Annotated in this window: 12 protein-coding genes; 6 read left to right on the top strand and 6 right to left on the bottom strand. The window is 34.9% G+C overall.

The features are described 5' to 3' along the window. Nucleotides 1-375: 375 nt before the first annotated feature. Together ABWU52_RS01110 and ABWU52_RS01105 are read right to left on the bottom strand one after the other, a co-directional pair. Complete coding sequence (locus ABWU52_RS01110; RefSeq protein ID WP_353277123.1) at nt 376-1,140, bottom strand: SDR family oxidoreductase; 765 nt, start codon at nt 1,138-1,140, stop codon at nt 376-378. Then, on the bottom strand, nt 1,127-1,942 hold the full coding sequence (locus tag ABWU52_RS01105; protein WP_007302309.1) for a YihY/virulence factor BrkB family protein: 816 nt from the start codon (nt 1,940-1,942) through the stop codon (nt 1,127-1,129). The genes ABWU52_RS01110 and ABWU52_RS01105 overlap by 14 nt, the downstream gene beginning before the upstream one ends. Before the next feature lie 128 nt (nt 1,943-2,070). Here ABWU52_RS01105 and ABWU52_RS01100 point away from each other — a divergent pair, with 128 nt between their 5' ends. After that, nucleotides 2,071-2,439, top strand: a complete 369-nt coding sequence (locus ABWU52_RS01100; protein ID WP_353277122.1) for a TrbC/VirB2 family protein — start codon at nt 2,071-2,073, stop codon at nt 2,437-2,439. Between the two features lie 225 nt (nt 2,440-2,664). Here the strand turns inward: ABWU52_RS01100 and ABWU52_RS01095 are convergent, their stop codons facing one another. Then, nucleotides 2,665-3,702 carry an IS5 family transposase gene (locus ABWU52_RS01095; RefSeq protein WP_353276237.1) on the bottom strand — a complete coding sequence of 346 codons (1,038 nt, stop codon included), beginning with the start codon at nt 3,700-3,702 and terminating at the stop codon, nt 2,665-2,667. A gap of 185 nt (nt 3,703-3,887) precedes the next feature. On the opposite strand from ABWU52_RS01095, the gene murA reads away from it, so the two are divergent. Together murA and thyX are read left to right on the top strand one after the other, a co-directional pair. Continuing rightward, the gene (gene murA / locus ABWU52_RS01090) at nt 3,888-5,174 is read left to right on the top strand and encodes a UDP-N-acetylglucosamine 1-carboxyvinyltransferase (RefSeq protein ID WP_353277120.1); all 1,287 of its coding nucleotides are present in this window, start codon (nt 3,888-3,890) and stop codon (nt 5,172-5,174) included. Further along, nucleotides 5,167-6,000, top strand: a complete 834-nt coding sequence (gene thyX / locus ABWU52_RS01085; protein WP_353277118.1) for an FAD-dependent thymidylate synthase — start codon at nt 5,167-5,169, stop codon at nt 5,998-6,000. The genes murA and thyX overlap by 8 nt, the downstream gene beginning before the upstream one ends. A 26-nt stretch (nt 6,001-6,026) precedes the next feature. On the opposite strand, the gene ABWU52_RS01080 is transcribed toward thyX, so the two are convergent. Further along, nucleotides 6,027-7,196, bottom strand: coding sequence for a hypothetical protein (locus ABWU52_RS01080; protein ID WP_353277116.1), 1,170 nt, complete (start codon nt 7,194-7,196; stop codon nt 6,027-6,029). A gap of 308 nt (nt 7,197-7,504) precedes the next feature. Here ABWU52_RS01080 and ABWU52_RS01075 point away from each other — a divergent pair, with 308 nt between their 5' ends. Then, nucleotides 7,505-8,602 (top strand): IS5 family transposase, encoded by a 1,098-nt coding sequence (locus ABWU52_RS01075; protein ID WP_353277114.1) that lies wholly within the window; start codon nt 7,505-7,507, stop codon nt 8,600-8,602. Nucleotides 8,603-8,707: 105 nt separating this feature from the next. Here ABWU52_RS01075 and fabF read toward each other — a convergent pair whose 3' ends face one another. Continuing rightward, nucleotides 8,708-9,979, bottom strand: coding sequence for a beta-ketoacyl-ACP synthase II (gene fabF / locus ABWU52_RS01070; protein WP_353277113.1), 1,272 nt, complete (start codon nt 9,977-9,979; stop codon nt 8,708-8,710). Nucleotides 9,980-9,985: 6 nt separating this feature from the next. After that, on the bottom strand, nt 9,986-10,246 hold the full coding sequence (gene acpP / locus ABWU52_RS01065; RefSeq protein ID WP_353277111.1) for an acyl carrier protein: 261 nt from the start codon (nt 10,244-10,246) through the stop codon (nt 9,986-9,988). Between the two features lie 127 nt (nt 10,247-10,373). Here acpP and ABWU52_RS01060 point away from each other — a divergent pair, with 127 nt between their 5' ends. Both ABWU52_RS01060 and ABWU52_RS01055 read left to right on the top strand, forming a co-directional pair. Continuing rightward, a complete protein-coding gene (locus tag ABWU52_RS01060; protein WP_010406449.1) occupies nt 10,374-11,156 on the top strand; it encodes a polyprenyl synthetase family protein in 783 nt (260 codons plus the stop codon). Then, nucleotides 11,149-12,021, top strand: a complete 873-nt coding sequence (locus ABWU52_RS01055) for an FKBP-type peptidyl-prolyl cis-trans isomerase (protein ID WP_353277109.1) — start codon at nt 11,149-11,151, stop codon at nt 12,019-12,021. Before ABWU52_RS01060 ends, ABWU52_RS01055 begins: the two co-directional genes overlap by 8 nt. Nucleotide 12,022: the final 1 nt, after the last annotated feature.

Here is a 12,022-nt window from a genome sequence, read left to right as displayed (position 1 = left end):
GGTCTCTATTCAAGTAATGTTACCAATCTTTCCTGTATATGTGAATTTTTATTAAACCTATTAGCTAACTACTTTTAGGCTTGACGCATAACTGTACGAACATTCATTTTTGAAGGTAAATTGCACAGCAAATGATGTCATTCAAGTAGCTGACACTGGTTCCTTTATGACGGCAGTGCCCAGAGGTGTCATCCCAGTCTGGGATCCAGAAAACTTAACTTTAAATAAGTGGCCGCACAATAAAGACTAGATTCCAGTGTCAAACACTGGAATGACACCATAGAGGCACTGGGATGACATCCTTCCTAGTGGACTCAAATCACAATGTTCATACAGTTGTGGGCTTAACGGTATCTTTGCAGATACTATGGTAATTTACTCGGGAGATTTGCTAAGTGGTAAGATTTGTCCTGATATGCTACAATCTTCAGAAGCAAGTTCCACAAATTTGTCTGTCAGTTTATCAGGTGGCACCAATTCAGATATATCTTTTCCCGGAAATGCTTGCTTATACATTTCACTATCGATAGGCTCTTCCGAATACACGGCATTTATGCACAAATTCGTATGTTTTGTCTCAGATGCATATATCTTCACCATTGCTTCTAGTGCAACTTTACTTGCAGCATATGGCATCCAATATGGATAAGAGGAAGGAGAAAGTGTTATCTTTGAGGTCATGAATATCGCTCTTCCAGCATTAGACTTTTTTAGTATCGGACCCAAATTTTTTAGCAAGTACCAACTGGCAGTAAAATTTGTATTCATTACCTTCTGTAGATCTTCAAGCTCACAATCGTGAACAGGGCTCAACTTACATAAAATTTCAGTGCATGTAATCAGTATATCAAGTGTGCCAGATTCTGATAATTTTGGGCTTTCTATCATATTTGCCAGTTTTTCTACGTTTTCAAAGTCTAAAAGATCAAGCTGAATTAGTTTCACATAGCCTTCTTTAAGCTCTTCAATTTCATTATACAGTGGCTTGAGGTGATCGATAAACCTTGAAATCAGAATCACACATGCACCTTCTCTTACAAACCTTTTTGCAACAGCAGAGCCTATTCCACCTGAAGCCCCGTTAATTAAAGCTACTTTACCTTCTAACTTACCCATTTCTTTCTCCTTAGCAAGATCCATTGAAATATTTTAGCTGAAAATTAAATTTTGCTCCATATATAAAAATCAAACTTAGCACATAAAAAAATAGTAACGATACTACCACACCACCTAAACTTCCATATATCAAATTCAGTTGATCAAAGGAAGCTTTTAAATATTGCTTGAAAGCTGAAGCAGAGATCGTCCAAAGAATAACAGCCACACAAGATCCGGGAAATACGTCTGATAAGTTTTGCTTTATGTTTGGCAATGTAAAATATAGCCAAGATACTATAGTAAAAAGCACAAACTCAATAAGTAAATATCTAGTATAACTTAGCCCTTGGTAAGAAAAATCAATCAACATTGGCACTAATGTAAAAAATACTATAGTCAGAGTTGTAACAAGCGTAATTACTAAAAATTGTAATATACTGAGCACCCTTCTCCATATATAAGGCGATGAAACCGGAACTTTATAGGCCTTATTCAATATCGTTCTAAATCCTTCAATTGTCGATGAGGCAGTCCAAACAGCGCCTACAATTGCCAAGGTTAATAAGCTTTGCGGAGGGCCTGATATTATCTCCCTAATACGTGGCATCAAAGATGATAAAATATCCTGTGGCATGTTATCAATAATAAATGCCCAGCCGACATTGTATTGATCTAAGAAATTTGCGAACGTTGATGCCATGGCTATTAAAACAATAAGAAAAGGAAATATTGATAACAGGATTAAAAATGATAGATACCCTGCATGCTCCACTCCATCATTATAAATTGTGTCAATTAAAGCACGATAAAGGCAATAAACGATACTATAAAATTTCTGTAGCACTTGTAATATAAATAAACTAAGAAAAGTATTCTAAATGAAATAAAGCATACTTTTAAGCAAAAAATCCTCACCGTTTACTTAAATTTAATCAAAATGATAGATAATCCAGCGTTAAATACGGAGGCACAATGAAAAACTTTCTTCTACTTGTAGCTTTAATTCTTTCCTTTGCATTTGATGCAAGCGCTGATGAAACATCAGCAGTAATATGTAAGATAGTAGACTATACTCACAGCATAGGTGGACCGATGATTACAGTAGTGATAATTGGTGCAGCCTTGCTTGCAATATTTGGCAGAATGCCATGGCCAGCACTTTTTGCACTCGGTGCATTTACTGCTGTGTTTTTTGGTGCACCTAAAATTGTGAGCGTGATAGCACCAGGTGTAGCAGAAGCTTGCATAAGTTGCTCTAGTAATCAGGAAATGATCAATGGTACATGTGTTGCAAAATGTTCTGGAAAGCAAAGACGTAATGCATCAGGACAATGTAGTTGATGATTTGAGACAGATAGTAAAAATAGTGCTTAAGAGAAGCACTATTTTTACATTATATCATAAACTTTTGTTGAGATTCTCTTCACTTGAAAGTGGCTAAAATGGCCACTTTCACTGTCTATAACTACCTAATAAATTCTCTTTCTGTAATCATATCAGTTAAAGTCTAGATTCCAGCGGGCTTTGTTGCATCACTCTTCGGATAGTAGGTAACGTGGAATAAATTCATGAAGCTATCTCAAATTTAGCCATGCCTATATCAGTAAATTTGTTAAGCAAATAACACTTGAGTAGCAGTTCTCTCTCACGATTAACCTCAGATTTGTTTCTAAAACTAAACCCAAATGTTTGCTTCAGTCGCGAGAAAAAACTTTCTATATAAGATCTCTTCCCATAATTTATCTCTTTTTTCCACCTCTTCATACCATCTTCATCATATGACTTTATGAGCTTGATTGTAGAATTTCTCTCATCCATATAATCCAACTTTGGATGCTCTACTGCATTATTTTGCGGAGGAATCCTTGTCTTTATGTCAAGCTCATCGCACAGTTTGTATAACTTCTTTCGATTATATGCCCTGTCTGCATATAGTGTGCTTATATTATATTTAACATCAATCCTTGCAATAAGATCACATGCTCCATAGTGGTCAGAATAAACTCCGCCACTGTATTTTGCTGCTATAACTTTTTTGCTACCTATCTCTAGCATTACATGCAGTTTTCTTGTTTGCTCATAGCGGCGATACTTTCTATCTGTACCATTTGCCTTGCTATGACCTGGAATATTATTGTAGATGCTTATTCCAGTACTATCTATGGCAATCTCAATATCTTCTGTATTATTTTTATCATGTCTTCGATCATTAATTTTGATGTTAAGTTTTTTAAGCCTTCTTGAGGCCTGGGAATAGCTAATAACTTGCAAGTTTTTCCTTACTTGCTCAAGGTACCCTGCTATAAATCCCGCTGTTTGTCTCAGACCTATTCTAAATAAACAAGTTATTATGTGAACCAGAATCACGACCTTATCGCTATAAATATAGTTGCCACCAGCCATTTTTGGACCTTTTTCGTACCAATTTTCTATGGCATCATTGACGTAATAAAAAATATTTCCCCTCTCTTGGAGAAATTTGTTATATTCATGGCAGTTACTGACTCTCATTTTTTGTGGCATATTTTTCTTTAGTAGGTTAAATGCTTGTCTTATAGTGAATTTTGTCAGTAACTGCCAGTTCTTTTTATTTGATCTATGCAACAAAGCCCACTGGAATCCAGTTAAATTGGTCAGCATAAAAGTAATGTTGAAATATAACATTTTGATGATGATGAAGAAACGGATCCCAGTGTCAGCTACTCGAATGACAGAAGAAGAAAAAGCAAAATTTTGCCTTTTACCGCTAACCTATTATACTTACTTGATAAGTTCTATCGCTTGATTAAATGCATAAAATATTAGTAAGAAGTAACCATAAGCCCTTGATTGGAAAAATCAAGATTAATGGTTCAAAGAATGCCGTCTTGCCAATAATGGCGGCAAGCTTGTTTAGTAATTCTTCAATAACTTTGCATAACGTACCTGATTTAATTGACGTGCATTTGATGTCTGAGCTGCTTAAGAGTCTTGGTGCAGAAGTAAATTTTATATGCAATAAAGACTATAAAGCAAATCACACTTTGGAAATTGACTGTAGCAATATCAATAACTATTTAATATCACATGAAATTGCAAGCAGACTGCGAGCATCTTTTTTAATGCTAGGTCCAATGCTCAGCAGATTTGGTAGAGTTTCAACAGTATTTCCTGGTGGATGTAATATTGGAAAACGTCCTGTTGACATTCATATTAAGGCACTTGAAGCAATGGGAGCTAAAATTGAAATTGATAGCTGTAATATAACTGCAACAACAAAGGGGAAATTGCAAGGCAAAGAAATAACATTTGAAAAAGTGAGTGTTGGTGCAACAGAAAATATAATAATGGCAGCAACACTTGCAGAGGGAGTAACAATAATAAACAATACTGCAATCGAGCCGGAAGTTCTTGATTTAATAGAGTTTCTGAAGAGTATGGGTGCCAATATTGAAGTTAATAATACAAAAATCACAATAGAAGGTGTTGAAGCATTAAATGGGTGTGAGCATAAAATAATACCAGATCGCATAGAGGCCGGTACTTATGCTTTGGCTGCTGTCATTACCGACGGCGAGCTAAAGTTAGAAGGAGTAAGTTTATCTGATATAGAATGTATTGCAAATGAATTGAAGACTATAGGAGCCAGAGTTGAGTTATATGATGATGGTATTATTATTTCTAGAAAAAATGGCTCTATTAAATCTGCTCACGTTGCAACAAATCCATATCCCAACTTTCCCAGTGATATGCAACCACAACTAATGTCTGCTATGTGCATTGCAGATGGAATATCAATCATTGAAGAGAACGTTTTTGAAAGTAGATTTGCACATGCAAATGAGTTAAGAAAATTAGGTGCTAACATTAGCATTGAAAAAAGTAAGGCTACTATAAGTGGAACAAAGAGCTTATCTGAAGCTAATCTGCATGCTAATGACTTAAGGTCAACAGCAGCTTTAATTCTCGCTTCTTTGGTAGCTAAAGGAGAAACTACAATAAATAACTCACATCATTTATGGAGAGGCTATGAAGCGATGGACGAAAAACTCAATTCGTGTGGAGCCGATATTTCCTTGAGGACATGTTATGAATAAGCGAACTACAGTAAAAGAGATAGATGACATTCTATACGAAGAACATAAGGTGTTAGATCATGGATTTGTTCGAGTGATTGATTATATGGGCTCTGATAGCGCCATAGTTCAAGCTGCTCGTGTTTCTTATGGAAAAGGAACAAAACAGATAAATCAAGATGAAGCGCTTATAAAGTATTTGATGAGGCATCATCATACAACTCCATTTGAAATGTGTGAAATTAAGTTTCACGTGAAACTTCCAATTTTTATTGCAAGACAGTGGATAAGACACAGAACTGCAAATGTGAATGAATATTCCGGAAGGTATTCGATACTTGATAATGAATTTTATATACCAGAACAAGTTGCAAAACAATCTGATAATAATAAACAAGGTAGCGGTGAAGCTTTTGACTCAAGTACTTCAAAAGAAATAATAGATTCTCTAATAAATGATTCTAATTTAGTATATTCTCATTATGAGAAATTTATTGAACAGGGCCTTGCAAGGGAAATTGCCCGAACTAATCTAACACTTAATTACTATACTCAGTTTTATTGGAAAATAGATTTACATAACCTTTTTCACTTTTTAAGGCTTAGAGCTGATCAGCACGCCCAATATGAAATTAGAGTCTATGCAGAAGTTATGTTGGACATAGTGAAGAAATGGGTTCCGCTGGCCTATAATGCTTTCATTGAATACTCCTTAAAATCAGCCTGCATTTCAAAAACTGGTCTTGAGATAATTCGCAGATTAATAAAAGGAGAAAATGTTACGAGAGAAGAAAGTGGCATTGGTAAAAGAGAATGGGATGAGCTGATGTCTATACTTGGTAAATAGCCAAAAAAAGATCAAGTTATGTCCTTTCACAGACTTGCAGGTGTGAGCAACAATTTATTCATACCTTTATCAACTGATATATCAATTATTTTTGAATTTGTTTTTTCTTTTGTTTCATAAAGCTTTTCAGCTTCCTTTAACATTAGTGTTGCATTTCTAAGCGTAATACAAATTTCGCAATAATCTGGAGAATTTTCAACATACATATTATATGAATAATGGTTTACAGCAAGTTCTATTGCCCTACAAACTTCCTCTAATGTAAAATTAGCAACTCCTGTATTAGGACAAAAGCCAACCGCTCCTTTACTAGGGTCAAAAAATATGTATTTATCACTCTCTGCTTTATACACCAACATAGAATGTCCCTCATCCTTGAAATCCGCTCCATTATAAGCAAGATAAAAAGAATAAAATTCTAAGTAGCATCCTATCTCCACATCATTTAAGACACGTTTGATTTGTTCTTGGTTAGTATCTATCCATACTTTTGTTGAAGATAAACCATCACACCATTGCTCATGCATTTCCTCATCAAAATAAAATAGAGCTCCTTCTCGCCTTTTAATACTCTGAACATCAATAATAGGTAAGAATTGCGATAAAAACTGCATCATTAATAACTCAATCGTTTGTTCTTTTCTTCCATCAATATAGTCCATAAAATCTTGTTCAGATATAATATTACCAGACTCGAGGAATTGAACAAAATCTTTCCTATTCTCTAATCTTATAAAGGTAATAAAGTAATTTAATGAGTGACATAACCCTTCTTTGGGATCAAAACTTAAAACTTCTTTAAATCTATCTCTTAATTGTACAATTTTAGATATACTATCTGACATGCAATTATTCAAATCAAATTGAATGCCTTGCTCACTTTCAAATAATTTATTATACTGCCTTTCAGCTGATAAATCTGGTGCTTTATATACATATCTATCATTTTCTCTATGTATACCTTCTATATCTTTAATTATACCTTGTTCTACATTTTTACTGATAGCAGTTTTATGCTTTCCTCTGTTGGCAAATTTATTTAAAAACTCCGCAATTTCCTGCTTTGAAAGTATTTCTTCAACTTGTCCATCTTCTCTATCTTCAGTTTTTAAAAACACTCTAACTCTAGGATGTTTTTTATCAGTATAGACTTTTAATACAATAGATTGAGCAATGCGATTAACATATTTTGGCATATTAATTATTAAGATATTAACTATATATCTTAATAAGAGTATAACTCATGCTACTTATCAATTAATATTTTGATAGATTAGTAATATTTATTATACAAAAAAGTAAATTACATAGTAAATGGTGTTATTCAAGTCTGGAATCCAGGAATTTTGATTCTAAATTAGGTATTGGTCTTAAATTAAAATAAACGTTTGTGATAAGATTATATGAAAAATTGGATCCCAGTGTCGAAGCACTGGGATGACACCTTTCCTTATGGACTTAAGTCACAACTGTACGAACATTGCAATATGGCACATAATAAACGTTGGCACTGGCTCCCATCCAAGACGATGTCATTCCAGCGCGTGACGCTGGAATGGCTTTGTTGCATAGGTCAAATAAAAAGAACTGGCAGTTACTGACAAAATTCACTATAAGACAAGCATTTAACCTACTAAAGAAAAATATGCCACAAAAAATGAGAGTCAGTAACTGCCATGAATATAACAAATTTCTCCAAGAGAGGGGAAATATTTTTTATTACGTCAATGATGCCATAGAAAATTGGTACGAAAAAGGTCCAAAAATGGCTGGTGGCAACTATATTTATAGCGATAAGGTCGTGATTCTGGTTCACATAATAACTTGTTTATTTAGAATAGGTCTGAGACAAACAGCGGGATTTATAGCAGGGTACCTTGAGCAAGTAAGGAAAAACTTGCAAGTTATTAGCTATTCCCAGGCCTCAAGAAGGCTTAAAAAACTTAACATCAAAATTAATGATCGAAGACATGATAAAAATAATACAGAAGATATTGAGATTGCCATAGATAGTACTGGAATAAGCATCTACAATAATATTCCAGGTCATAGCAAGGCAAATGGTACAGATAGAAAGTATCGCCGCTATGAGCAAACAAGAAAACTGCATGTAATGCTAGAGATAGGTAGCAAAAAAGTTATAGCAGCAAAATACAGTGGCGGAGTTTATTCTGACCACTATGGAGCATGTGATCTTATTGCAAGGATTGATGTTAAATATAATATAAGCACACTATATGCAGACAGGGCATATAATCGAAAGAAGTTATACAAACTGTGCGATGAGCTTGACATAAAGACAAGGATTCCTCCGCAAAATAATGCAGTAGAGCATCCAAAGTTGGATTATATGGATGAGAGAAATTCTACAATCAAGCTCATAAAGTCATATGATGAAGATGGTATGAAGAGGTGGAAAAAAGAGATAAATTATGGGAAGAGATCTTATATAGAAAGTTTTTTCTCGCGACTGAAGCAAACATTTGGGTTTAGTTTTAGAAACAAATCTGAGGTTAATCGTGAGAGAGAACTGCTACTCAAGTGTTATTTGCTTAACAAATTTACTGATATAGGCATGGCTAAATTTGAGATAGCTTCATGAATTTATTCCACGTTACCTACTATCCGAAGAGTGATGCAACAAAGCCATTCCAGTTTCAGCTACTCGAATAACATTTTCGTAGTCGATTCAAAATAGCATAATTAACTACACCTTTCCAAAGATGAGAGACGCGTTGGTACCACCAAAACCAAATGAATTAGAAAGCGCATATTGAATTTTATGCTCTTGAGCTTTAAGTGGTACAAAATTTAAATCACACCCTTCTGAAGGTTTGTGTAGGTTTAAAGTTGGTGGAACAATTCCATTGTTTAATGCAAGGATACTAAATATTGCTTCAACACTTCCTGCAGCACCAAGTAAATGTCCTATAGAAGATTTAGTTGAGGAAATAGGTATTTTATAGGCATAGTCACCGAATAGCTGCTTCATTGCTATTACTTCTATTTTGTCTCCAAGTGGTGTTGAAGTGCCATGTGCATTGATATACCCAATTTGACTTGGGCTTACTTGTGCACTCCTTAAAGCGAGCTCCATTGCCTTAAGTGCGCCTCTTCCTTCTGGATGTGGTGCTGTGATGTGGTGCGCATCTCCTGTTAACCCATATCCAGTGAGTTCTGCATATATTTTTGCTTCCCTTTTTTTTGCATGTTCATATTCTTCCAGAACTAATATACCTGCCCCTTCGCCCATGACAAATCCATCGCGTTCTTCGTCCCATGGCCTTGAGGCCTCTTCAGGCTTATCATTGAATTTAGTTGATAGCGCCTTCATCGATGCAAAACCTGCAATTCCAACTCTGCATAACGCACTTTCTGCTCCGCCTGCAATCATAATGTCAGCTTCACCGAGTTTTATAGCTCTTGCTGAGTTTATAATCGCATGTGCACCTGTTGCACATGCAGTTACCGCTGAGTCATTTGGACCTATAAATTCGTATTTAATAGAAATATGACCAGATATCAAATTTATTAGACTTGCAGGAACAAAAAATGGGCTAACACGTCTAGGTCCCTTCTCCTGCATGGTAATTACATTTTCCTGAATTGATGGAAGACCACCTATACCAGAACCAATAGCTACACCTATTCGCTCTTTATTAATATCTTTATTTTCCAAAATTAGTGAATCTTCTACTGCCTGAACAGCTGCTGCAATTCCGTAGTGAATAAAACGATCTGTTCTTTTTAGGTCTTTTTCAAAAATATAATCTGGTGGATTAAAATAATGCTCAATGTTATCGGATTGCACAGGCACCTGCCCTGCAACCTGACAAGCAAGATCAGAAGAGCCGAACCTATCTGTATTGATTGCTTTGATGCCAGATTTACCTTCTTTCAGCTTTGACCAGGTGTTATTAACATCTGCTGCTAGTGGAGTAATTAAGCCAACACCGGTAACTACTACTCTTCTGCTCATTCAACATCAATTGTTTGCTTTGTTTACTACATATTCAACTATCTGTTCCATAGTTTCCATTTTTTGCGCATCTTCATCAGAAATCTCTATACCAAATTCTTCTTCAGCTGCCATGATTATTTCAACTGCATCTAAACTATCTGTGCCATGGTCTGAAAGCTTTGAAGAACTACCAAATCCCTCTACATCCTTACTGATGTGCTCTAGTATAATCTTCTTTACTTTTTCTTCTATATCTTCCCTAGTGCTTTTTGCCAATTCGCTCATTTCTTACTAAAAAATAACCTATTCTCTGATGTTATAAAAAATTTTGATGTTTGCAATAGCTTTTATGATTATATAAACTATTAAAAACTTCCTATCTCTTAGCACTCGATAGTTAATAAATTTAAAAATGCTAGACGAAACAACAAAAAATTTGCTTGTTGTAGAAGTGAATAAGCTCTTACCTGAAAATAGCGAGAATAGACTTATATCAGCTATGCGTTATGTGCTTCTTGCTCCTGCAAAACATATACGTTCTTTTTTAGTTATAGCATCTTCGTCGATATTCAACATAAAGGTTGAAAAAGCAATAACAGCAGCAGCAGCAATTGAATTTATTCATGCTTACTCCCTAATTCACGATGACCTGCCATGTATGGATAACAGTGACACCCGCAGAGGCCAGCCAAGCTGCCACAAAAAATTTGGTGAAGCAACAGCAGTACTGGCCGGAGATGCATTACTTACCCTGGCTTTTGAGGTATTATCTTTGTTAAATTGTGAGATCATAAAAGTGCTCTCTCAAGCAATAGGAATGAAGGGAATGGTGGGAGGGCAGATTTTAGATATAGGTGCAGATTTTGACAAAATAAAAGAAATTCATTTGATGAAAACTGCAAAACTATTTGCAGCTTCATGTGAAATAGGGGCTATAATAGGAGGCGCTACAGACAAGGAGCGGGAAGCATTATATAACTATGGAATAAATCTAGGGCTTATTTTTCAATCCAAGGATGATATCGAAGATTATGAGCAAGATAAAACAAACAATTTAATGTCCGTGCTTGGCAAAAATGAAATGGAAAACTATATAGATAGTCTCTTTAAACAGGCCTCAGATAATTTAAGTACGCTTTCAGGGAATACTAATGACTTATATGATTTATTGAATCAAGTAAAAAAAGATGGTTAGAAAAATTATATTACAAATGTTTATCTCTGTAGTAATGATTCTCGCTTTAGCTTCTGCTTTTATAATTACGATTGTTTATATAAACAAAGATAAACCAGAGAAAAGGGAAAAGCTTTACGAAATAAATGCTACACATGGTGGTTTGACACAGATGATAGCAAGTTATTTGGTCAGGCCGATACTTGAATCAGCTCTTGATCGTTATATTGAAAAGCATGGGTTAGCAGAATATTTAGAAGAAATAACACAGCAAAAAGAAGAAGAGATGATAAACTTTTATGAAATTACTGAAGGCAGTGGCAGTAAAGTTTTCTGTGGCCAAGAAGTTCTGCTACAAATGTACAAAGTCTCCAACAACCTAGCAACGCTACTTCCGACTGATGTCAATTTGAAAATAGGTCAGGATTACTTAAAAGAAGTGAGTTTAGGGGTAATAGGTATGCAAGAAGGCGGAGAGCGTGTAGTTACTATTGCTGCTGATGACAACAAAATGAGTTTTAACTCTTATTACATCAAATTGATTGAAGTAAAAGATAAATATCCCGATTCAGTAAATAACCTGATGATTTTTAATGACTTAATTAACAAAACTGGAAAACGAGTAAAATGTGGCGATGAGATATCAGTTCAATATAGCATAAAGAGACATAATGGTGAGTATATAATCAAAGATCAAATAGTGCAGTTTAAGGTTGGTGACAAAAAAATACCACTTGCTATAGAACTTGGAGTTGTGGGAATGAGAGCTGGTAATAAAAGAACAGTTCTTTCTCCACCTGATCTTTTAACTGATGTGTTAACAAAAGGCATAGATTTTGATATTGCAATAATTGATTTAAGCTTGAATTCTACTATTGAAAAATAGC

It is taken from the genome of Wolbachia endosymbiont (group B) of Villa cingulata, assembly GCF_964028285.1.
Taxonomy (GTDB): domain Bacteria; phylum Pseudomonadota; class Alphaproteobacteria; order Rickettsiales; family Anaplasmataceae; genus Wolbachia.
Note: the sequence above shows the minus strand (reverse complement) of the source record. Positions and strands in the feature narration are given on the sequence as shown.